This window comes from Hymenobacter terrestris, from assembly GCF_013377905.1.
Classification (GTDB): Bacteria; Bacteroidota; Bacteroidia; order Cytophagales; family Hymenobacteraceae; genus Hymenobacter; species Hymenobacter terrestris.
The window spans coordinates 1-23,021 of record NZ_JABKAV010000053.1 but is presented as its reverse complement, the minus strand read 5'-3'; the positions used below and the strand labels follow the sequence as shown (position 1 = coordinate 23,021).

Below are 23,021 nucleotides of genomic sequence, written 5' to 3'. Positions count from 1 at the left end.
CACAACGGTTGCGCACTCCGCAATATCTATCTCCAGCTCGCCGGCCGCCGTCTGCATCAGGGGCTGCAGGTCCAGGCGCACATCCTCGATAAGCGAGGACAGCGCCACGGGCGTGCGAGGAAGGGTACTGTCCTTCTGCAGCTTCGAAATATCGGTCAGGTTCTCAATTGTGCGCTTGAAGCGGTCCACTGAGTCCTGCATCATGCGCAATACGGGCTCCACGGTGTCGGGGCGCTGCCTGGCGGGCAACTCCTGGTTCAGGGTTTCCAATAGCCCCTCGATGTTGGTGATGGGCGAGCGAAGGTCGTGGGAAGCGGTGTAGATGAAGTTGTCGAGGTCGGCGTTGATGCGGGTGAGCTGGGCGTTGTTGTCGCGCAGCTCGTGCTGGGCCTCATCAATGCGGGCCAGAGCCAGCTTCTGCTCGTGCATGTCGGTGTAAGTGCCAATCCAGCGCACGATTTCACCCTGCTCATCGCGCCAGGGAAGCGCCCGGCCCAGCATCCAGCGGTAATGGCCGTCCGCGTCGCGGATGCGGCATTCCAGCTCCAGGGCCTCGCCGTCCGTCAGCGCCTGTTCCCAGCTGCGCATTGCCGGTAGCAGGTCATCGGGGTGTAGGTGTGCTTCGATCAGGGCGGGCGTTACATTCTCCGGGTCCTGGCCGGTGTAAGCAAACCAGCGCCGATTGAGGTAGGTGCTTTCGCCCTCAGGACTGGCCGTCCAGGCAATGTGCGGAAGGCCCTCCAGAATGCGGCTGGTTTCGGCGGCTTCCTTCGCCTGGGCCCGCAACTCCTGCTGCTGAAGTCCCAGCAGCTCGTTCTGGGCGGCCACCCGCGCCCGGATAACGCTGATTTCGCGCCGCGCTGATACGTCGGTGGCAATAACGGCCAGCACCGGAGCTTCTGCCGGGCCCAGCGCGTTCAGGGCCAGCGCCATGGGCCGCAGCCGGCCGTTAGCGGTGCGCAGCGGCATTTCACCCCGGCTTTTTCCCGCCCAGCCGTCCGTCACCAGCTTCTGCCAGTACTCTTCAAACTCGTCGGGCACAAACTGGCCGAACGAGTTGCCCATCAGCGTTTCGAGCGGCGCCTCGAGTAGGCCCGCCAGACAGGCGTTGCAGTAGAGCACCGTGGTATCGGGCGAGAGCAGCAGCGCGCCTTCGTTCATCTGCTCGATGAGGGTGCGGTAGCTCTGGTCGGCACCTTCAAGCGTAAAAATGCGCGGCCCGTCGGGCCCCTGCACGGCCAGGGCGTCGATGCTGCCGGTGCGAATGGCCGTCAGCAGCTCCTCGGCTTCAAGGAGCTGCTGGCGCAGTTCCTCGTTTTCGCGGGCCAGCTGGGCGGGGGTTGGAGTACGTGAGTCAGATTCGAAACTCATGGCCTGATAGCTTAGCTGATTTGAGCCGGTTGGGTATCGGGTTCGGAACCAGGATCCACACCCAGCAGGCGCAACGCCCGCAGCCGGTCCGAAAGGTCGCCGACCAGCCAGCGCCGCGGCTCGGGGCTCACTTTAATCAGCGTGGGCGCGGCAATAATTTGGGCGGTCTGGGCCAGTTCGGGCTGTTGGTAGATGTCAATGATAGACAGTTCGTAGCGCCCCGCCAGGTACTGCTCGCAGATGTCTTTGAGGTTGCGCACGGCCCGCAACGAGTTGGGAGTGGCACCGGTAATATAAAGTTCCAACACGTAATCGGGCAAACGCGCATCGGCAGGGGGCCATTCTTGCATAATGGCGGGCTTATGAGGGGTCGATGGACCGCAGGTCGAGACCGACCAATACCCGCTCATGGTTCGAGAGGTCGCCGATAACTCTGCGAATGGGGGCGGGCATCTTGCGTACTAGCGTCGGGATGGCCAGAATCTGGTCGCCCTCGGCCAACTGCGGGTGCTGCAGCAAGTCAATGATTTCAAGCCGGTAGCGGCCCTTCAGATGCTTTTCGCAATAGGTTTTCAGGTTGGCCAGCGCCGTCATCGACTTCACCGTCTGCCCGGCTACGTACAACCGCAGCTCCCACATATCCTCGCTCATAGTTTTCTTTTTGGGGTCTTGGAGAATGGGCTGACGAGGTTGCCGGACACCGCCTCGTCAGCCTTCACCTGCTAACGGCTACGCGCCCGAACCGTTGGGCGTAGTGGGCGGATGGTCCGAAAAACTGTGGCCCAGCTGCCGGCGCTCCTCAGCCATCGTACTGTGGCGCTGCTGCTCCTCCGAGTTCACCCGGCGCAACTCCTCCTCCACCGACTCGAACTCGGTGCGCAGGTTGGCAATGGTGGCTTCCAGCACCCGGCGCTTGCGCTCCAGGTCCCGGTCGCGGCGCTCGGCTTCCTGCTCGTTGGCAATCTGCCGGGCCTGCTCCTGAATGTGCTGGGCGAGGCGGCTGGCCCCGGTGATAATGCCGGTCGGGCCCACCAGCACGTCGAGCAGCCGGATGCCACGCTCGGTTACCTCAAACTCACGCACTTGGTTGGAGTGGGCCATGCCCCGGGCCTTGAGGATGCTGATGCCGCGGTTCCGCTCGCCCACTCCCTCTAGGTCGCGCACATGAATCCAGGTATCCACGAGCGAGGAAATGCCCTCGTCCGTCATTTCCTGCTGGGCCCGGTTGCCGCTGACAAGGGCTGTAAACAGCGCGTTGATGCCCTGCACCTTCAAAAAGTCGACGAGCCGCGTGAGCATGCTGCTTACCTCCGAATGGCTGCCCACCGAAACAAGGTTGCTGATGGGGTCGATGATGACCGTTTGGGGCTTGAACTGCCCGATGAGCCGATGGATCGTGACCAGGTGGCGCTCCAGGCCGTTGAGCGTGGGGCGGCTGGCTTCGATGCGCAACTGCCCGCTTTCAACAAACGGCTGCAAATCGATACCTACCGTGGCCATGTTGCGCAGCAGCTGGGCCGGCGACTCCTCAAATACGAAAAACAGGCACCGCTCGCCCCGGCGGCAGGCCTCGAGGGCAAACGACGACGCCAGCGTGGTTTTGGCCGTGCCCGCCGTACCCGTAATCAGGCTGCTGCTACCTTGGTAAAGCCCGCCGCGCCGAAACATACCATCTAGGTCGGGCACGCCGGTCGATATCACCTCATCGGACACCGTGTGCTCAAGCTTAAGCGACGTAACGGGCAGCACCGAAAGGCCTTCTTCGGTGATGATATAGGGGTACTCGTTGGTGCCGTGGGTACTGCCACGGTACTTTACAATGCGCAGTCGCCGGGTGGTTATCTGGTCGATTACGCGGTTGTCGAGCAGAATTACGCAGTCCGACACGTACTCCTCCAGGCCCTGGCGCGTGAGCGTGCCGTCGCCCCGCTCGGCCGTGATGACGGTGGTCACGCCCTTGTCTTTCAGCCAGCGAAACAGCCGGCGGATTTCCGAGCGCAATACAGCCTCATTGCTGAAGCCCGAAAACAACGACTCGATGGTGTCGAGCACCACGCGCTTGGCCCCGATGGTGTCAATGGCGTAGCCGAGGCGGATGAACAGCCCCTCCAGATCGTACTCGCCCGTTTCGTCGATTTCGGTCCGGTCGATATGCACGTGGTCGAGGCGCAGCTTTTTATCGGCCACCAGCTGCGGCAGGTCGAAGCCCAGGGAGGCCACGTTGGCCGACAGTTCGGCCGCTGTTTCCTCAAAAGCCATCAGCACGCCCGGCTCGTCGTGGTCGAGGATGCCGCGCACCAGAAACTCGATGCCCAGCAGCGTTTTGCCGCAGCCCGCGCTGCCGCACACCAGCGTGGGCCGCCCCAACGGCAGGCCACCCTCAGTTATTTCATCGAGCCCCTCAATGCCGGTAAGTGCTTTAGGCAACTGAGAAAACGGCGTAATACGCGGCAATGGCTGGTTTGACATAGGGCGAAGTTTGTCGCAGGATTACGAGAAGCCGGCAAAATAGTTAACGGATGACTCCGCGACGGAGTGGCCCCATGAAGAACAATGTCATACGGAGTGAAGCCGAAACAGCTTTGCCGCAACGTCGGTTTAAACCAACCTCATGCTGAGCGCAGCCGAAGCAGCTCTACCGCTTCGTTGTAGAAGTAACACAACGAAGCGGTAGAGCTGCTTCGGCTGCGCTCCGTATGACGTTATTTTTTATTAAATCACTACTACCTGTTTCATACCGTCGCCGCTACCGGCTTACTACCTCCGCCAAACGCAGGCGGTTCTGGATGGCATCAGTGGCGGCTTCGAGGATGTCGAAGGCATTCTGGGCCATGGTGTTTTCGGAATCGAGGGTAGGGTTGATTTCCACCATCTCAAAGCACACCACCCGGTCGTTTTCGAGCAGCGCCCGGCACAGGCTGATGGCTTCCTCTACGTTGAGTCCCTCCTCAACGGGCGTGCCAGTGCCCTTGCTGAAGCGAGAATCCAGCGAGTCCACATCGAAGGAGATGTACACCAGGTCGCAGAAGCGCAGCCGCTCGTAGATTTCGCGGGCCACCTGACGGGTACCCTTACTCTTGACTTCGTCGAGCTGATAGTTTTTGATGCCCAGGCGCTCGATAATGGCATTTTCCTCGGCTTCGGTGTCGCGCACTACCACGTACACCAGATGCTCGGGGGCCACTTTGGGGCCGGGCTCGCCCAGGTCGCGCAGGCGCTGCCAGAAGAACTCGGTTTCGGCGGCGGGCTGATTTCGCTGGCATTCGCGGTTGTCGTCGTTCAGGCTCAGGGCCAGCGGCATGCCGTGCATGTTGCCCGAGGGCGTGGTGTAGGGCGAGTGGATGTCGGCGTGGGCATCTACCCAGATGACGCCGAGCGTTTTCTGGGGGTAAGCGGCCTTGATGCCGGCAATGGTAGCCGAGGCGTTGCTGTGGTCGCCGGCCAGCACCAGCGGGAACTCGCCCAGGCGCAATGTTTGCTCCACGTTGCTGGCGATGCCCTTCTGCACCATGTAAATGGAGTCGATGTGGCGGGCGAAGGGGAAGTGATTTTTTTCGAACAGCACATGGTTCAGGTCGGGCACCTGCACCGAGTTGAACCGGCGGAAGTAATCGGAGCCCTTGTTGAGGCAGGCCACCTTTAGGGCATCAATGCCCAGGCTGGCGCCCCGGGTTCCGGCCCCGAGTTCGGAGCGGACTTCCAGCAGCTTGATACGTCGCATATTACATTGGCAGAAAAGAGGTTAGGGTGGTTAAGTAGGTATTGAGTAGGTACCAGTGCGCAGTCTGACAACAGCGAACTACCAACTGCTCAATACTTATCAAATGCTTGCCGATTGAGGGGACTAAATATCCGCTCAGGCTTGACGCACGCGGTCCTTCCGGCGCAACCAACGAACAGAGCACAACCAAAACCCCCGCGAGGGGGTATCTTTGCATCTGCAATTTAAGGCTTAGTTGATTGTGCTCTGTGCCTGAAGAATTTTTTTTTCCAGCCGCCGCTCCCCTTTGCTTCGCGCCTTTTGTTCTGCTCTAGTCTGTTTCCTGCCTAAGCATTAAGCTCCAGGCCCTAAGCTCTAAAAACCGCCAATGCCTTACATGGACACTTACCACGACCTGATTTCCCAAACCTTCGACTTCCCGACCGACGAGTTTAAGGTTGAGAACAACGAGCTACGCTTCGAAGGCATCGATTTGATGGCCTTGGTAAAAAAGCACGGCACGCCCCTCCGTTTGGCCTACCTGCCCAAAATCAGCTCCCAAATCCAGCGGGCCCAGGAGTGGTTCCGGCTCGGCATCGAGAAAACCGGCTACCGCGGCAAGTACTCCTACGCCTACTGCACCAAGGCCTCGCACTTCAGCTTTGTAGTGGAGGAGGCCCTCAAAAACAACGTCCACATCGAAACCTCGTCCTGGTTTGATACCAATATCATCCGGGCCATGTACGCCAAAGGCCGGGTAACCAAGGACACCTACATCATCTGCAACGGCTTTAAAACCGATGAGTACAAGCGCGAAGTCACTCGCCTCATCAACGACGGTTTCGGCAACTGCATGCCCATCCTCGACTCGCCTAACGAGGTGGACTACTACCACGATAACGTGCGCGAATCGTGCTGCCTGGGCATGCGCCTGGCTTCCGATGAGGAGCCACGCTTCCAGTTTTACACCTCGCGTCTGGGCATCCGCTACGCCGATGCGCTGCCGCTCTACGAAAGCAAAATCAAGGACGACCCGCGCTTCGAGCTGAAGATGCTGCACTACTTCATCAATACCGGCATCAAGGATACGTCCTACTACTGGTCGGAGCTGAGCCGGTTTGTGCACCAGTACTGCGAGATGCGCAAGGTGTGCCCCACGCTTACTACCATCGACATCGGCGGCGGCCTGCCCATCCAGACCTCTATCCAGAAGGAGTACGACTACCCCTACATGATTGAGGAGGTGCTGCGCACCATCAAGCGCATCTGCACCGACGAAGGCGTGCCCGAGCCCGATGTGTTCACCGAGTTCGGCATCTTCACGGTGGGCGAATCCGGCGCTACTATCTACTCGATTCTGGACGAAAAGCTGCAGAACGACAAGGAACTGTGGTATATGATTGATGGCTCGTTCATCACTAACCTACCCGACACCTGGGCCCTGAACCAACGCTTCATCATGCTGGCCATCAACGGCTGGGACAAGAAATACAAGAAAATTCAGCTCGGCGGCCTCACCTGCGACTCGCAGGACTATTACAACTCCGAGAAGCACATCTACCAAGTGTTTCTGCCCGAGCGCAAGCCCACCACCGACGCCGAGCCGCTGTATGTGGGCTTCTTCCACACGGGTGCCTACCAGGAAAGCCTCTCGGGCTACGGCGGCGTCAAGCACTGCCTGATTCCGGCCCCCAAAATCGTGATTCTTGACCGCGACGCCGACGGCAACCTCACCGACCGGGTGTTTGCCGAGGAGCAAACCGGCGAGTCGATGCTCCGGATTCTGGGCTATCAGGTGTAGCGGCGCGGGGCTTGTCCCTCCCCTGTCCAGCCGAAAAGCGGGAGCCTCAAGTCGGGGCTCCCGCTTTTTTTTAGGCCTCCGCAGGGCCTATGGGCGTAGCGTTGGCCGGGTAGTTGCAAGGCGGGTTTCAGCCGGTTATCTTTATAGCCGATATCTTCTTTGGGCAGTGCCTTTACTCTTGTTTTCACGCATGAAAAAACTCCTACTCCTCGCTTGCATTGCTGGCCTTGGCCTCGGCTCCTGCAACAAAAAATCCAACTGTCCGGCTTACAGCGGCGTCAAGGATGCCAACCGGGTTTCGTCGCCCATCATGGCCCAGGGTCCGGTTGCCGCCGCCGACCGCCAGTAGTAGTCGCTGCGCCCCGTCGCAATGCAAAACGCCTTCCCATTCCGGGAGGGCGTTTTGCATTGCGACGGGGCCAATTCTTTCGGCAGGCAGGGCAATGTGGGGACAACCGAATCGTTGGGAAGCAGCAGGCGTTGTGCTTGCGCCCCACTCTTCACCACCCATTGATTTCTTCTTCCATGAAAAAGCTGCTGTTTTTCGGGCTTTTGCTTTCCCTCGGAGCCGTTTCCTGCCGCACGCAGTGCCCTGCTTTTACTTCAATAAAGCCTGCTTCGCATCAATCTACCCCAGTGGCACCCGTGCTGGCCAACGCGGACGTAAGCACCAATCGGCAGTAACAGTTCGCTCCGCAGGTGGCTCGTCCCGGCCGCCGGCTTTTACTACCGCAGAACGTCGGTGGCCGGTTGCGTTATTGGGGTGCTCCTACCGCCGCGTCAGCAGCCAGTATGAATTCGGTGGCAGTGGGCAGGTCGGCGGTGCGCGGTTTGTAGCCGGCCGGCTCGTCGGGGCCCACCAGCAGGCCGCGCACGCCCACTTTTTCGGCAGCCGCTATGTCGCGTAGCCGGTCACCCACCAGCCAGCAGCGGGCCGCATCGAGCCTGAAACGCGCCAGCGCCTGCTCCAGCATCAGCGAGTCGGGCTTGCGGCGCAGGCTCTCCGACACGCTGGGATGGCCGGGTGCGAAATACAGCGCATCGATAATCCCGCCCACGGCCTGCTGCAGCTTGGCATGGCAGGCCTGTACATCGGCGGCCGTGTAGAGGCCGCGGGCAATACCGGCCTGGTTGGTTACCACAATCAGGTAGTAACCAGCGGCTTTCAACCGGGTCAGGCTTTCGGCCACGCCCGGCAACACCTCAAAACGGGCCGGTTCCCACACGTACGTCCCGATTTCGCGGTTAAGCACTCCGTCGCGGTCAAGAAAAACGGCTTTGTTCATGAGGTTGTTATACTGATACGTGGGTAAAGATAGGGGCGTGTTTTCTCGTACGGCAGCGCGCCACAGGCCCTGGTTCCGGTTGAACGAGCCGCTGCCGCAGCCAAGCTGGCGGGGTCTGGTTGTTCACCCCGCCCAGGACGGCCGTATCTTTGCCCGGGCATCGGCACAGCAGCACACCCAAAAATCAGCACACCAAAAATGGCTATTGCAATTATCGGCGGGGGTATTTCGGGACTGACGCTGGCCTGGGGCTTGCAGCGGGCGGGTATTGATTACGACCTCTTTGAGGCCAATGCGCGACCTGGCGGCACCATCTGCTCGGAACAGCATGAGGGCTACTTGCTCGAAGTGGGGCCCAACTCGCTGCAACTCTCCGACGAGCTGGCGGCCCTGTTCAGCGAGTTGGGGCTGAACGATAAAATAGAGGATGCGGCCGCCGTAAGCCAGAACCGCTACGTGCTGCGGGGCGGGGCCTACCAGCCGCTGCCCGGCACGCCACCGGGCCTGCTCACCAGTAAGTTTTTCAGCCTGAAAGGCCGCTACAACATTGTGCGGGAGATGTTTCGCAAGCCGGCCCCCGTCGATGAGCTCGAAACGCTGAGCGCGTTCTTTACCCGCCGTTTCGGACCTGAGGTAGTCGAGTACGCGCTCAACCCCTTTATTTCGGGCATCTACGCCGGCGACCCTACCCAGTTGCTGCTACACAAAACCTTCCCGCAGCTGGCGGCCCTGGAGCAGCAGCACGGCTCAGTGCTGCGCGGGCTGATGAAGGGCAAGAGTAAGGCCGGCCGCCGCCGCGTGGTGTCGCTGGCCGGGGGTCTGCAGACGCTGCCCGCCACGCTGGCGGCCAAGCTGCGCCGGGCCCACTTCGGGCAGGCCGCCACCCGCCTGCACCGCCACGACGATGACGGCCGCTGGGAGCTGGAAACCACTGCCGGCCCCGCGCCGCGCCTGTACAAGCAGGTGGTGCTGGCCCTGCCCACCTACGCGGCCGCGCCGCTGCTAGCCGAGCAGTTCCCCGAGCAGGCTGCTGCGCTGGCGGCAGTGTACTACCCGCCCATGACCGCCGTGTACACCGCCTATCAGCGCACTGATGTGGGCCACGCGCTCAACGGTTTCGGGGCCCTGCACCCCAAGGCCGAGCAGCCCTACGCCGCTGGCAGCATCTGGACCAGCTCGCTGTTTAAGAACCGTGCTCCGGCCGGGCAGGTACTATTTACCACATTTGTGGGCGGTACGCAGTACGAGCCGCAGGCCCTGGAGCCGGCCGCTGAGCAGCTGGCAGCCGTGCACGCCGAGCTTAGCCGCTTCTATGGCCTGAAAGCGGGCGCCGCGCCCGTCTGGCAGCACCGCTACTTCTGGCCCCGCGCCATTCCGCAGTTTGATGCCCGGATTGTGCCCGCTCACGCCGCCGCCGATGCCCTGCAGGCCCAGGGCCTGTACGCCACGGCCAACTGGCGCGCCGGCGCCGGCGTACCCGACTGCGTGCGCCATGCCCGGCAGCTGGCTGCCACGCTAGCCGCGACCCGGTAGGTCAGTAGCTATTTGGTGCGGAAACAGAAATGGCGGTGCAGCATTGGGGTCTGCGTGGCCAAGGCAACTAACAGGCAAAAAGCGCATAAACCCTATATTCGCTGAACCCAGAAACCGCAGTGCGGTTTTTCAAGCTGCGGCACGCAACCAGCTGCCGGTCGGGCACATCTTTCGGTTAGCCATCCGACCAGTTGCGGCACCAGTTGCGCCGTCGGCAGCCATGTTTTATTCGTCGGCCCCGCTCCTCGCGCAAAATTTTACCTTTACGGCAATGACTGACGGCCTCGTTCTTATACCAACCTATAACGAGCGGGAAAACGCGGAATTGATTATCCGTAAAGTTTTCTCGCTGCCCCAGCCGTTCGACGTGCTCATCATCGACGATGGCTCGCCCGACGGCACGGCCACTATTGTGCGCGAACTGATGGCGGAGTTTCCGGGACGGCTGTTTCTGGAGGAGCGCAGCGGCAAAATGGGGCTGGGCACGGCATACCTGCACGGCTTCCGCTGGGCCCTGGCCCAGGGCTACGAGTACGTGTTCGAAATGGACGCAGACTTCTCGCACAACCCCGAGGACCTGATGCGCCTCTACGACGCCTGCGCCACCCAAGGCTACGACCTGGCCATTGGCTCGCGCTACATCCAGGGCGTAAATGTGGTTAACTGGCCTATGAGCCGGGTATTGATGTCGTACTTCGCCTCGGCCTACGTGCGGTTGGTTACGCGCATGCCCATCATGGACGCTACGGCCGGCTTTAAGTGCTACACGGCCCCGGTGCTACGGGTAATTATGCGCGAGCGAATCCGGTTTGTAGGGTATGCTTTCCAGATTGAGATGAAGTGGCTCGCCCATAAGTATGGCTTTCGTCTCAAGGAGGTGCCGATTGTATTCACCGACCGCACCCGGGGCACCTCTAAAATGAGTAAAGGTATCTTCAAAGAAGCCTTTTTTGGCGTGGTGCAGATGAAAATCAGCAGCCTGTTTCGCCGCTTCGACCGCACTGCCGCGGCTTTGCCTACCGACACTGCCCACCGCACCGGCCCGCTTACAGCCGCCACGGCCGGCCCTACCGACTCGGAAACGCGCCAGACAACTGCCTAACCGTTATGACCCGGCCCTTCCTTTTGGCGGCGGCCGCGTATCTTGCCATTAATGGAAATTTCCCCGCTGTTCTGGGTCGGCTTCAACGTAGTTGTGCTGGCTCTGCTGTTGCTCGACCTGTTGGTTTTCAACCGCAAAGACCACGTTGTGAGCATGCGCGAAGCGTTGAGCTGGAGCGCGTTCTGGATTGCGCTTTCGCTGAGCTTCAACTACCTGGTATACCAGTGGTTGGGCAAGGCGGCGGCTCTGGAGTTCCTCACAGGCTACCTCATCGAAAAGTCGCTGAGCGTAGATAACCTGTTCGTGTTTCTGCTGATTTTCACCTATTTCAAGGTACCGGCGCAGTATCAGCACAAAATCCTGTTTTGGGGAATTATTGGGGCACTGGTGCTACGGGGCGTGTTTATTCTGGTGGGTGCGGCGCTGCTGGCCAAGTTTCACTTCCTCATGTATGTGCTCGGGGCCTTCCTCGTGTACACGGGCATCAAAATGGCGACCAGTGGCTCCGAGCCCGAAATAGACCCCGACAGCAACCCGATCGTCAAGTTCCTGAGCCGCCACCTGCCCATTACCAGCCAGCTGCACGGCGGCAACTTTTTCGTGCGCAAAGACGGCGTCCTGTTTGCCACGCCCCTGCTCGTAGTGCTGGTGATGGTGGAAACCACGGACGTCATTTTCGCTGCTGACTCCATCCCGGCTATTTTGGCCGTTTCGCGCGACACGTTTATCGTGTACACTAGCAACGTGTTTGCGCTACTTGGGCTGCGGGCGCTGTACTTCGCCCTTGAAGGCCTCATGCGCCTCTTCCACTACCTGCACTACGGCTTGGCGCTTATTCTGGTGTTCATCGGTGGCAAGCTGCTCGCAGAAGGATTCGACGTGCATATTTCGATGGGCTGGTCGCTGGGCACGGTCGGAGTTATCCTGGTCATGTCAGTTGTGCTGTCATTGATGTTCCCTAAACCTGTTGCGGAGGAAAGCGAGGCGGCAAGCGAGTAACTGTGCCCTGCCCTGGTTGAGCCCCAGTGGGGCGGCAAATCGGTAGCCAATCAACGATTCGATTAGCCCGAGCTTTGGGCCATTTGGGTTAGCCAGATATAGTTTCAAAGATGCGACATATCGGGAGCAACTGTGGCCCAAGGAATATCAAAAGCCCCAGCGGGGCGACACCAGTCGTTGAACGATGGGTGACGCCCCGCTGGGGCTTTTATTGCAGTTTTCATATTCCTCAGCAGTGGCCGATGTAGGAGCGGAACTTGTCCCTGCCCCTACATCGGCCACTGCAACTTGAGTTAGCTAAAAGACAGCTGCTTTTGCATGTGCCTTTGGATTTCAACCAGGGCAGGAATGAACCTCGGATTACAGGCACATCAACATCATGCTACTCCGGCTTAGGCGGAACAGCAGGAGCGGCTGGCACCTCTTGGCTGACGGGCACATCGGTGCCGAGCAGGTCGAGCAGGTCGATGGGTTCGTCAAACCGGGCCGAGTCGGGGGCCAGAGACAGACGGGTGGTATCGGGGCGGGCGCTGAAGTTCATGGCCCGCAGGCCACGCCCGCTAAAGCTTACGCCGCCCACGCTTTCCGACTCGCCCTCTGAGATGTAGCCCCGCCGGGCCATCAGTTGGGCAATCAGGCGGCGGAAATAGCGCGACGAGCCGCGCAGGTCGCCGTACTGGTTGAAGCCGGCCCGGAAGCGCTTCGGACTCGGAATAATGCTGGCCAGATACAGGCTTTCGGACAGATTGAGATTGGCCGGCGACTTGTCGAAGTAAAACTCGGACGCCTCGTGCACGCCATAAATTTTCGGGCCCCACTCGATGATGTTCAGGTACACCTCCAGCATCCGCTGCTTGCTGGCCAGCCGGGTATTCTCAATAATCCAGACGATGAGCGCCTCCTCGACTTTGCGCACAATGGTTTTCTTGCGGGTCAGGAACACGTTTTTCACTAGCTGCATCGAGAGCGTACTGCCGCCGCGAGCGAAGCGCCGCTCCTTCAGGTTTTGGATGGCCGACTTCACAAAGGCCTTCTCCATGAACCCGCGGTGAGTCATAAAGCGCGGGTCTTCAGCCGTCATGATGGCGTACTTCAGGTAGTCGGAAACCTGGTTGTAGGGCGTAAATTCGGGGTTCTCAGGGCCTACCTTGAACACTTTTACCGAGTCGCCCTTGTCGTTGTAGGCTGTGTAGCTAAACGACTCGTTGAGCTTGTTGAGGTTTTCACGGCCGAAGCGGGTGATGCGGAACTTGGTAGCCCGCAGGCTCGAATCGAACTCCAGGCTATCCACCTTATTCATGTCGAGGGCGGCGTGCAGCTTGTATTGCAGCGTGCCCTCGGCGCGGGTGCCTTCCAGGGTTTCAAACATGCCTTCGGGCAGGGCCTCGAAAAAGTCGTTGGCCTTGGTTTCAGCTGACTCTACATCCAGGTTCACAACCATGCCGGCCAGCGCCTGGCTGCGGCTGGTCAGGCCGTTGATATTCTTTCCGATAACCCGCTCGGGCACCGGCCGGCGGCGTACGCTCAGTTCCGGAAAGAACTCCATGCGGTTGAGCAGCACCCGCGTGCCCTTTTCGAGCGCAAACGAGGCCTGCCCCAGCCGGGTCACGAAATCGATGCCCCCGCGTGGGAAGCGCACATCCTGATCGGAGAGCTTAGGATGGTTGACGATAAAATTGACGGCCGAAGCCGTGCCGGTAAGCGTCAGCTCATCGCGCCGGAAGGTTTTGTCGGACAGGCTCACGCGGATGGTATCGAACTGCACCCGGGCGCCGTAGCGACGCTGCACGATGGGTAGCACCACCGGCCGCTTATCGAGTCCGAACACCTGAGCGTCTACCTCGTAGCTGCCGGCGTCGATGGAGCCGGTAACGCCCACCCGGTTTTCCACCGAGTCAATAAGGGCGGTCATCTCGCCCGAAATTTCACCGCTCTTAATAGCCAGCCGCGGCATTACGAGGCGGGCGCGATGGCGCGGGCCATCGTAGGTGATAAGGAACTCGCGAAAATCGGCCTCGTCGGGTACGTTATCGAAGGTAGCTTCGAGGAGCTGGTTGGCCAGCAGGCCGTAGTTAGTACCCTTGGTGGTGTCGCGTACCACAGTGGGCTCTCCCTTTTTCTTCTTGTAGAGGAAAGAATAGTTGTCGCGGCCGTTGGCGGTCTGGCGGGCCGTGAGGCGCACTGTATCAATTTCGAGGTTGCTGAACACGGGCCGGCCGGCAAACAGGCTACGCACGCTGAGCGAGGCGCGTACGGTGCGGGCGCGCAGCAGCGTGTCGGTTAGCGGGGCCGTGGGCACTACACTGATACCGCGCAGCTCTACCGTATTCAGGTCTGTAAATCGGGCCGGACCCAGCGTAAGCGTTACCGGGAACTTGGCTTCTACCTTGGCCTTCACCCGTACCAGGGCTGCTTCGAGCAGCTGCTGGCGCTTAACCAGAAACAGGCCCAAACCAGCCAGCAGCAGCACCGCCAGGATGCCCAGGCCGATGCCAATTCTTTTCTTAATAACGGGAGTGATGTGCACGAAGCGGGGAGAATGCGAAAGGCCTGAACCGGGCGAGCCAGCATCGGGCCAAACCCGCCACTGGCCAAATATATTATGCGGCAAAGGTAAACAAAAAGCCCTGCGCCCTAAGTGCGCAAATGAACGAAAACTCCTGTTATCAGTAATCCGGCGTCCGCCATGCAAAGGGCCCATCCGGAAACTGTTTCCGGGTGGCAGCCTGCATGCAAGTTGTTGGTGTTGCGGACGCCGGACTACGGATGACAGTATATTTGCCTGCGAACCCACTCCTTCCCTCCTTGCTGATGCCTGACACTGCCACCCTCACGCCGCTAACCGCCGTTTCGCCCCTCGATGGCCGCTACCACCGCCAGACGGCTCCCCTAACGGCCTATTTTTCGGAGCTGGCCCTGATTCGGTACCGCGTACTGGTGGAAGTAGAGTATTTTATTGCCCTGGCCGAGCTGCCGCTGCCGCAACTGGCGGGCGTAGATGCGGCCTCATTCGGGCCTTTACGAGCCATTTACACTGATTTCACCGCCACCGATGCCGAGGCCGTGAAAGCCCATGAGCGCGTCACCAACCACGATGTGAAGGCCGTGGAGTACTTCCTGCGCGACAGGTTTTCGGCGCTGGGGCTGGGCGAGTTTGTGGAGTTTATCCACTTCGGCCTTACCTCTCAGGACATCAACAACACCGCTATTCCGCTGAGTCTGCAGCACGCACTGCTGCACACGCTGCTGCCCGGCTACGCCGCCGTGCGCAACCAGTTGGCCACCCGCGCTCAGGAGTGGGCGGCCGTGCCCATGCTGGCCCGCACGCACGGTCAGCCGGCCTCGCCTACCCGCTTGGGCAAGGAAATCGAGGTGTTCGTGGCCCGGCTCGATGCACAGGTGGAACTGCTGGGCCAGGTGCCGTTCGGGGCCAAGTTCGGCGGCGCTACCGGCAATTTCAACGCCCACCACGTCGCCTACCCCGGCCACGACTGGCACCAGTTTGCCCAACAGTTTGTGGAGGGCCGCCTGGGCCTCAAGCGCAGCCACCCCACCACCCAGATTGAGCACTACGACCACCTGGCGGCCCTCTGCGACGGCCTCAAGCGGCTTAATACCATTCTCATCGACCTGGCCCGCGACGTGTGGCAGTACATTGCCATGGGCTACTTCCGCCAGACGGTGAAGGCCGGTGAGGTGGGCTCCTCGGCCATGCCGCACAAGGTAAACCCCATCGATTTTGAAAACGCCGAGGGCAACCTGGGTCTGGCCAACGCCGTGCTCGAACACCTTTCTGCCAAGCTCCCGATTTCGCGGCTCCAACGCGACCTCACCGACTCGACGGTACTGCGCAACCTGGGCGTGCCGCTGGGCCACACGCTCATCGCCCTCGCGGCGTTGCAGCGCGGCCTCGGCAAGCTGGCCCTCGACGAAGCCGCCCTACACCGCGACCTGGAAGCCAACTGGGCCGTGGTGGCCGAAGCCCTGCAAACAATTCTGCGCCGCGAAGCCTACCCCGACCCTTACAACGCCCTCAAGGCCCTTACCCGCACCGGCGAGGCCATTTCGCAGGCCACCATCCGCGAGTTCGTGGACGCTTTGGATGTGAGCGACGCCGTGAAACAGGAGCTGCGCGCCATCACGCCGCAGAACTACGTGGGCATGTAATACCGGGCACCAATCTTCCGCTTAGTTGCGCACATGAGACGTGGAGGTTCGCAATGTTCTGATTCCCCCCAACCTAGCGGCCGGATCTTTTTTCAACCTCCGCCGCACATACTGCTATGCACCGCTGCACTAATGCCAGCCCGCAATAGCAGAAACCACTCTTTAAGACTAGGAACACCAGACGATAATGGCCCAACTCAACGGCATCACCGTACATCCCGACTGCCGCCATTTCCGGGGCGACCTGCCCTGCCGGCCCAACAAAACCGACGGCTACACCTGCGCCAATTGCCCGGTGTACGCGCCCGTTACGAGCCGGATTCTGATTATCAAGCTCGGGGCTATCGGCGACGTAATTCGTACCACGCCGCTGCTACGGCGGCTGCGCCAGGAGCGGCCCGGCTGCTTCATCACCTGGCTCACGCTCACGCCCGCCATCCTGCCCCAAGGCGAGATTGAGGAGGTGCTGAAGTTTGATTTTGCCAGCGCCCTGCAGCTACAGGCCCGCGAGTTCGATGTCGTAATCAACCTTGATAAAGAGAAGGAAGCCTGCGCGCTGCTGAACACCATTAAAGCTCCGGAGAAGTTCGGCTACGCCCTGCGCCCCACCGACGGCGTGCCCTGGCCGGTGAACGAGCTGGCCAGCCACAAGTACCTTACCGGCGTATTCGATCAACTCAGCTTGGCCAACACCAAGCCCTACGTGCAGGAAATCTTCGAGCTCTGCGGCTTCGATTTCCGGGGTGAGGAATACGTGTTCGACACCCACGCCGACAAGGGCTACGACTGGAGCCAGCTGCCCGCCAGCCCCGCCCCCCGCATCGGCCTGAATACTGGCTGCGGCGACCGGTGGACGACGCGCCTGTGGAGCACCGAAAAGTGGACCGCACTGATTACTAAGCTGCAAGCGGCCGGCTACGCACCCGTGCTGCTGGGCGGCGAGGCCGAAGACGCCCGCAACCGCGAACTGCAAGCGGCCACCGGCGCGGCCTACCTCGGCACGTTTCCGCTGCCCCAGTTCATCAACCTCATGCACCAGATGAACGGCATCGTGACGCAGGTAACCATGGCGATGCACATCAGCATCGCTCTCGGTAAGCCTACCATTCTGATGAACAACATCTTCAACCCCCACGAATTTGACCTCTACGGCCGCGGCCAGATCGTGCAGCCGGATACGCAGTGCGTTTGCTTCTACCGTGGCACCTGTAAGCTGGGAGGCGCAGGCTGTATGGAGGATTTGCCAGCCGAAAAGGTATTCGAGGCTGTGATGGAAAGCGTGCCGGTGTAAACTGGCAGCTACTAAGTTGAAAGCTGACAGCTAAATCAAGGCCACTTCCTTCAGCGCCGCCACCATCACCTCCCACGAAAACTCCTTGCGCTTCGCTGTTACTCCAGCCATAAACTCTGTCTCCCGCTGCTGGTCGTAGAAATCAACCAGCGCGTCGGCAATAGCGCGGGGCGCGGGCGGCACTACGTAGCCCACTTCACCGTCCGGAATCAACTCGGCCAGGCCGCCGACATCGGTTACCAGCATGGGACGGCCGAAGTGGTAGGCAATCTGCGAAACGCCGCTTTGAGTGGCGTTTTTGTAGGGCTGCACTACCATATCGGCGGCGCAGAAGTAGTCGGCCACTTGCTCGTTAGGGATGAAATCGGTGGCGCGGATGAGGCGGTTTTCTAAGCCGTGCTGCTTGATAAGAACCTCGTAGGGCGCGGCGTCCTCGTAGTACTCGCCGGCAATTATCAGCTTTACTGGCAACTTGGCCAGCCGCTCGTCGGCGAAGGCTTCAAGCAGAATATCGAGGCCCTTGTAGGCGCGGATAAAGCCAAAGAACAGCAGGTAGCCAAACGCTGGATCGAGGTGGAGGGCGGCTAAGGCGTCGGTTTTGGGTTTGCTGGGGCCGAAGTTGTCGTAGAGCGGATGCGGGCGGTAGAGGGCCGGCTGGCGGAAGTGTAGGCGGCGCAGGTCGGCCAGCACGGCGCGGCTCATCGTCACGAAGCCGTGGCAGGCACTCAGGAAATAACGCGTCAGGGGCCGGTCGCCGGGGCGGGCCTCGTGCGGAATCACGTTATCGGTGATGGCTACCACGCGGCTGTGGCCGTTGCGGCGCACCAGGCGGGCCACGGTGCCCAGCGCCGGCCCCATAAACGGCAGCCAGAACCGAAAAATTACCAGATCAGGCTTTTCGCGGCGCAGCTTCTCCCCTACTTTCCACCACGAAAGCGGGTTCACCGAGTTCAGACTAACCTCAATATCCAGACCCTCGGGCGCGGGGCCGGTGCTGAACTGGGTCTGGCCCGGAAATAGGAAGTTGGGGTACTGCAGCGAAAACGTCACGAGCCGTACCTCGTCGCCGGCCTCTTGGAAGGCATGCGCCAGCCGCTCGTTATAGGTCGCCAGTCCTCCCCGCAACGGGTACGCCGGCCCAATAATTACAACGCGCATAGTGCTGGATAATTAGGTGATGGAATAAAAGCAGTTGTCATCCGGAGCGAAGTGAAGGACCTGCACAAAAGCTGACTTCAAAAGAGAGTAGCTTGCGCGCAGGTCCTTCGCCTCGCTCCGGATGACAACGTTTCGTAGTTTTTACTTCAGATTCAGCCGCTCCTTTACCAGATAGTCGTTGCGGTTGTCGCCGTTGAGCTGCACCATCTCGGCCAGAAAACCGGCCAGAAACAGCTGCACACCCACTATAACGGCTACCAGGGCCAGGAAGAACAGGGGCTGATCGGTGACAGAGCGGGTAGCCACGTTCTGCCAGGAGTGCCAGACTTTGTCTATCATCAGCCCGAGCGTAATCAGCATGCCCAGCAGGAAGGAAACCGAGCCCATTGCCCCGAAAAAGTGCATCGGCCGCCGCCGGAACCGGCTCACAAACGTGATGCTCATTAGGTCGAGGAAGCCGTAGACAAACCGCTCCAGCCCAAACTTGGTGGTACCGTACTTGCGCTCCTGATGCTGCACCACTTTCTCGCCGATGCGCCGGAAGCCGGCCCATTTGGCAATAACGGGGATGTAGCGGTGCATTTCGCCGTACACCTCGATGCTTTTCACCACCCGGCTGTCATAGGCTTTCAGCCCACAGTTGAAATCGTGCAGACTGATGCCCGAAATCCAGCGCGTAACGCCGTTGAACAGCTTGGTAGGAATGGTTTTGCTGAGCGGGTCGAAGCGTTTTTTCTTCCAGCCGCTCACCAGGTCGAGGCTGTCCTGGGTAATCATACGATAGAGTTCGGGCAGCTCTTCGGGCGAGTCCTGCAGGTCGGCATCCATGGTACACACCACCCGGCCGGTCGTCTCCTTGAAGCCCACGTTGAGGGCCGCCGACTTGCCGTAGTTACGGTTGAAACGGATGCCCCGCAGGTGCGTGTCCGTCGCGGCCAACTCCTCAATCACATCCCAGGAGTCGTCGGTCGAGCCGTCATCAATAAGAATGACCTCGTAGGTGAGCCCGTGCTGAGCTAACACGCGGTGAATCCAGCGTGTTAGCTCAGGCAGAGACTCGGCTTCGTTGAGCAGCGGAATAACGATGGATATTTCCACCGCGAAGTGCTGCGGCAGGCGCTTACTCAAACTCAGGGCGTTTGTTTTTAGTGAAGGCGGAAACGATGAGCGACAGAACCAGCCCACCGATGGCGCCGCCAAAAGTGTTTTTTACAACTGACATTGGTGAAGCCAGATTTTCCGCCGTCATATCAGCCATTGCTTTATCCAGCGCTTCTTCGGGCACGTTAAACTTGGCCATGGATTCGCGCGTGTATTCCTGTAAACTCACCACGTAGTTGGGATCCATAAAATTGATATACACGTAGTTGAATACGGCCGACAGTACACCGTAAATCAGTCCCATCATCAACCCAATAACTAAGCCTTGCCCGTAGGTCATGTAGCCCGCGTTGCTTTTCTTGAAAAACTTGTGTGCCAGTACCATTCCTACAATCCACAATGCGGCAACTATCGCCAGCATGATGTAGGGCATCTTAAAAGCCATGCCTGTTGAGCGACTTATGAGGTCAATTACCAGACCAATCACGCCAACAATCAGGCCGTAGCGAATACCAACAGAAACGGGGGTAACAGCAGGAGTAGTGGTGTTTTCCATGAGCAAAAGGGGAAGGAGAGTGAATGAATGCGGGAAGGTATATTATTTCCGCAAGAATACCCCGCCCGGAATGCTTATTAACACCCCAAAAAACAGCTTTTTGGAAAACTCATCCTGAGCGAATTCAACCGGCGTCCGGGCCAGGTTGCGCAACGTGGCTTCGTACTGTTGCAGGCCATTAGCTTCCTTTAAATAGAGCGCCTTCGTGCTTTCGAGCAGTTTATGTACCTCAGCCAAATGCTGTTCAATCAGCCCCGGTCCTGTAAGACGCGAAAACAAGTAAAAAGCCGTCGCCGACACTCCTGCGCCTATCAATGCAGTTAGTACCCCCACCCCAATACTCTTCCAGAGCCCTGGTCCTTCAGGGTGGTAGTAGCGCCGCAGCAACACTTGGCTAGCAATGGCCGCCAAGGGCGGAAAAAAGTCGGCCAGCGTCCGTTTGGGGCCGTAGGGGTTGTTGTCGCTGAGGTACAGAAACAGCACCCAGGTAAAGCACAGCGCCCCGGTAATAACCCCACACAGCATGGCAGTGCGCAATACCGGGTTCGGGACAGAAGCAGTAGTAGGTTGCAAAAGCAGAAGTAAAATGAAGCTGCAAGATACAGCCGCCGCCGCAACCAATCTTTACCATAACCACGCTCCCTGCTAGGCGGAACATTAGCCCGCCTGCTTAGGCCATTACAACTGGCGCAGGCACAGGCCGCCGTGGCCAGCGGAGTAGTAGCGCCTCTAGCAGCAGACACGCCAATGCTCCCCAGATGCAGTACTGCCAAAGCGGCGTACCTACCCGCGTTGCCTTGTATTGGGCAGCGGCTGTTTGGCTCCCACTGGTTTCGTACACCTGCACATTAGGCCTGTTAGGGCCAATCAGGGCCCGCAGCTCGGCCGCCGAGTAGCTTGCCAAGTCTGATTCCCGCTTATCAAAGTTGAAGGCCAAAGTTGCAACCGTTTTACCCGCCTGCTGTAGCGCATAAAATCCGGGGTGCTGCAGCCCTGGCGGCACTTCTAACTGCAGTATACTTCCCTGCCGACGATGCACCGGAATAAACGTCAGGCTATCCTGCACCAATCGGTACACCGTTTCTGGCCCGGCTCCGGCAGTCGGCAGTTGCACATTCACAACGGCCTGGTTTAGCCGGTAAGCGGGTTGCTGCTGCTGCCGGTAGCTCTGCATGGCCAGCTTATAAAGAACTGGCACAAACAGTGGATGCTGGGCAAAGTCGGAATAAGGAGCGCTAAAAGGTGCCGAAAAAACGTACACCATGCCCCCACCGCTTGGGAAACCAGCCAAGTAGCTTTCCCCACCGCGCATCCGCAGCACCTCAGTGCCCGTGCGGGCCCAGCGCAGCACTGGGGCGGCCTTGGGCATACCCGCGCGCGGATTCACGCCCGCAAATACATCCATAAAAAACGGGTTACGGGTATCCGGCAAGGCCACATCCTGCAGCACTGGCCCAGTAGGCGGCACCGATTGCCACTGCACCGGTCCCAACCCCAGTTCGCGGAACAGCTGTCCGTATGCATCTTGGCTACCCATCATCTTCGGAGGAACCACAACCAGCGTAGCCCCTTGCTGCACTGCCCGCCGCAGATTTTGGCGCAGGCCAGCCGTCAACACCGGTACTTCGCGCAATATCAACAGGTTTCCTTCTGTCAGTTTGCGGTAGTCAGCAGTCTGGGCACTGGTAAACTGGTAGCTAAACAGAGGCTCGTTGCCATATAAACGGTCGAGCTGCCCATTAGCGGCAACTTCCACTACATTGATTTTTGCGGCGGGTTGCAGCGTGAAATAGTAGGTATTATCGAAATCCACTGGAAAGTCATCGACCACTACGCGGCACTCTTGCACATTTAGCCCGGTCAGTCGCAGGCGTACCTGCGTCGTAACCGTCTGCCCCGCCGGCACGGTAACCTGGAACGTAGCAGCTTGGCGTGACCCTATAAACAGCTTGGCCGAGGATTTCTCAGCTGGCACCTGACCTCCATTTTTCAGCCGGATGCGCAAAGTCAGGTCAACATCATTTCGCACAAAACCATCATCGAGCCATACGCTGTCAACGAACACATTAGCCGAAGGCCTCGCAGCAGCAGGCACCAAAAACACTTGCTGAGCTGAGTCCAGCAACTGCAGGTTTCGAGCCGAAAAATTGTTCTTCTGAAAATCAGAAAACACGAATAGCGGCCCGGCTCCAACTCTTTGGCTTTGCTGCTGACGCTGGACCAGCAGCCGGCCCACCTCACCTGCCTGACCGCTTACCTGCACCTTTTCCACAGCACTACGGAAAGCTGCGGCGCTCAGCAGATCAGGACCGCCAGGCGCAAGGCCGAACCGGGCCGATGCTGGAAAAGCTAATGGCAAATCTGTAGCCTGATCAATCGCCTGATCAAATACCGGCTGATCATTAGGTCCCAGCTGGCGCATACTGGGCGAGTCATCAAGTACTACCTGCACCAGATTACCGGTAGCAGCTTGCTTAGGCGCCGGAATAAAAGGCTGTGCAAACAGTAACACCAGAAAAACGACAAGCCCTATGCGGGAGGCCAGCACCAACAAATGTTTCAGCTTACGCTGACGGGCCGTCACTAGCTTAACTTCCCTGATGAATTCCACATTGGAAAACAGCACGCGTTGCGGTCGACGCAACTCAAAAAGGTGAATAGCAATGGGAATGGCAACAGCCACTAATCCCCACAGAAACCACGGATACGTAAATACCATGCAACAAAATCAGTAATTCCGTGAAGATAAACACAAAAAGCACGGTGTAAACCGTATCCCAGTGCTTCAATAACGACCGCTGATTGGATCAACATTAATAAAGGCGAGATAAATCTTGTATATAGCTAGAAGCAGCGCCTAATAATAGGTTCGTTGAGGTTCAAGAGTGCTTTCTCACCGGCGAACATCATAGTATATGTCTCGGGTCCGAAGCGGTAGCGCTACCCGTGTAACGCT

19 protein-coding genes are annotated in these 23,021 nt (G+C 59.3%); 7 read left to right on the top strand and 12 right to left on the bottom strand.

The features are described 5' to 3' along the window. From HW556_RS14345 to HW556_RS14325, 5 genes are all read right to left on the bottom strand, one after another. Positions 1 to 1,371, bottom strand: a 1,371-nt coding sequence (locus tag HW556_RS14345; protein ID WP_176900784.1) for a PAS domain-containing protein, incomplete at its 3' end; no start/stop codon positions are given. A gap of 11 nt (positions 1,372 to 1,382) precedes the next feature. Further along, positions 1,383 to 1,721: a circadian clock KaiB family protein gene (locus tag HW556_RS14340; RefSeq protein WP_176900783.1), complete on the bottom strand. Its 339-nt coding sequence runs from the start codon at positions 1,719 to 1,721 to the stop codon at positions 1,383 to 1,385. 10 nt (positions 1,722 to 1,731) lie between these two features. After that, positions 1,732 to 2,022, bottom strand: coding sequence for a circadian clock KaiB family protein (locus HW556_RS14335; RefSeq protein WP_176900782.1), 291 nt, complete (start codon positions 2,020 to 2,022; stop codon positions 1,732 to 1,734). A gap of 78 nt (positions 2,023 to 2,100) precedes the next feature. Beyond that, the gene (gene kaiC, locus HW556_RS14330; protein ID WP_246289659.1) at positions 2,101 to 3,798 is read right to left on the bottom strand and encodes a circadian clock protein KaiC; all 1,698 of its coding nucleotides are present in this window, start codon (positions 3,796 to 3,798) and stop codon (positions 2,101 to 2,103) included. A 319-nt stretch (positions 3,799 to 4,117) separates the two neighbouring features. Then, the gene (locus HW556_RS14325) at positions 4,118 to 5,092 is read right to left on the bottom strand and encodes an arginase (protein WP_176900780.1); all 975 of its coding nucleotides are present in this window, start codon (positions 5,090 to 5,092) and stop codon (positions 4,118 to 4,120) included. Between the two features lie 376 nt (positions 5,093 to 5,468). Here HW556_RS14325 and HW556_RS14320 point away from each other — a divergent pair, with 376 nt between their 5' ends. Further along, positions 5,469 to 6,872 carry a type III PLP-dependent enzyme domain-containing protein gene (locus tag HW556_RS14320; protein ID WP_176900779.1) on the top strand — a complete coding sequence of 468 codons (1,404 nt, stop codon included), beginning with the start codon at positions 5,469 to 5,471 and terminating at the stop codon, positions 6,870 to 6,872. 190 nt (positions 6,873 to 7,062) lie between these two features. Continuing rightward, complete coding sequence (locus HW556_RS14315) at positions 7,063 to 7,221, top strand: hypothetical protein (protein ID WP_176900778.1); 159 nt, start codon at positions 7,063 to 7,065, stop codon at positions 7,219 to 7,221. 406 nt (positions 7,222 to 7,627) lie between these two features. Here the strand turns inward: HW556_RS14315 and HW556_RS14310 are convergent, their stop codons facing one another. Continuing rightward, on the bottom strand, positions 7,628 to 8,158 hold the full coding sequence (locus HW556_RS14310) for a D-glycero-alpha-D-manno-heptose-1,7-bisphosphate 7-phosphatase (protein ID WP_176900777.1): 531 nt from the start codon (positions 8,156 to 8,158) through the stop codon (positions 7,628 to 7,630). Between the two features lie 198 nt (positions 8,159 to 8,356). Between HW556_RS14310 and hemG the strand changes: the two genes are divergently transcribed. The 3 genes from hemG (at position 8,357) to HW556_RS14295 (ending at position 11,792) form a co-directional block, all read left to right on the top strand. Beyond that, positions 8,357 to 9,691: a protoporphyrinogen oxidase gene (gene hemG / locus HW556_RS14305; protein WP_176900776.1), complete on the top strand. Its 1,335-nt coding sequence runs from the start codon at positions 8,357 to 8,359 to the stop codon at positions 9,689 to 9,691. A gap of 271 nt (positions 9,692 to 9,962) precedes the next feature. Next, positions 9,963 to 10,793, top strand: coding sequence for a polyprenol monophosphomannose synthase (locus tag HW556_RS14300; protein WP_176900775.1), 831 nt, complete (start codon positions 9,963 to 9,965; stop codon positions 10,791 to 10,793). Positions 10,794 to 10,844: 51 nt separating this feature from the next. Further along, complete coding sequence (locus tag HW556_RS14295; protein ID WP_176900774.1) at positions 10,845 to 11,792, top strand: TerC family protein; 948 nt, start codon at positions 10,845 to 10,847, stop codon at positions 11,790 to 11,792. Between the two features lie 382 nt (positions 11,793 to 12,174). On the opposite strand, the gene HW556_RS18945 is transcribed toward HW556_RS14295, so the two are convergent. Further along, the gene (locus HW556_RS18945) at positions 12,175 to 14,319 is read right to left on the bottom strand and encodes a transglycosylase domain-containing protein (protein WP_176900773.1); all 2,145 of its coding nucleotides are present in this window, start codon (positions 14,317 to 14,319) and stop codon (positions 12,175 to 12,177) included. A 284-nt stretch (positions 14,320 to 14,603) separates the two neighbouring features. Here HW556_RS18945 and purB point away from each other — a divergent pair, with 284 nt between their 5' ends. Together purB and HW556_RS14280 are read left to right on the top strand one after the other, a co-directional pair. Further along, the gene (gene purB / locus HW556_RS14285) at positions 14,604 to 15,959 is read left to right on the top strand and encodes an adenylosuccinate lyase (RefSeq protein ID WP_176900772.1); all 1,356 of its coding nucleotides are present in this window, start codon (positions 14,604 to 14,606) and stop codon (positions 15,957 to 15,959) included. A 187-nt stretch (positions 15,960 to 16,146) separates the two neighbouring features. After that, positions 16,147 to 17,250 carry a glycosyltransferase family 9 protein gene (locus HW556_RS14280; RefSeq protein WP_176900771.1) on the top strand — a complete coding sequence of 368 codons (1,104 nt, stop codon included), beginning with the start codon at positions 16,147 to 16,149 and terminating at the stop codon, positions 17,248 to 17,250. A gap of 30 nt (positions 17,251 to 17,280) precedes the next feature. On the opposite strand, the gene HW556_RS14275 is transcribed toward HW556_RS14280, so the two are convergent. The 5 genes from HW556_RS14275 to HW556_RS14255 all read right to left on the bottom strand — a co-directional run bounded on the left by HW556_RS14275 (position 17,281) and on the right by HW556_RS14255 (position 22,784). Continuing rightward, on the bottom strand, positions 17,281 to 18,408 hold the full coding sequence (locus HW556_RS14275) for a glycosyltransferase (protein ID WP_176900770.1): 1,128 nt from the start codon (positions 18,406 to 18,408) through the stop codon (positions 17,281 to 17,283). 141 nt (positions 18,409 to 18,549) lie between these two features. Then, positions 18,550 to 19,536, bottom strand: coding sequence for a glycosyltransferase family 2 protein (locus HW556_RS14270; protein WP_176900769.1), 987 nt, complete (start codon positions 19,534 to 19,536; stop codon positions 18,550 to 18,552). After that, positions 19,529 to 20,065, bottom strand: coding sequence for a DUF4199 domain-containing protein (locus HW556_RS14265; protein ID WP_176900768.1), 537 nt, complete (start codon positions 20,063 to 20,065; stop codon positions 19,529 to 19,531). The genes HW556_RS14270 and HW556_RS14265 overlap by 8 nt, the downstream gene beginning before the upstream one ends. A gap of 42 nt (positions 20,066 to 20,107) precedes the next feature. Then, positions 20,108 to 20,638 carry a DUF4199 domain-containing protein gene (locus tag HW556_RS14260; protein ID WP_176900767.1) on the bottom strand — a complete coding sequence of 177 codons (531 nt, stop codon included), beginning with the start codon at positions 20,636 to 20,638 and terminating at the stop codon, positions 20,108 to 20,110. 97 nt (positions 20,639 to 20,735) lie between these two features. Then, positions 20,736 to 22,784 carry a BatA domain-containing protein gene (locus HW556_RS14255; RefSeq protein WP_246289658.1) on the bottom strand — a complete coding sequence of 683 codons (2,049 nt, stop codon included), beginning with the start codon at positions 22,782 to 22,784 and terminating at the stop codon, positions 20,736 to 20,738. Positions 22,785 to 23,021: the final 237 nt, after the last annotated feature.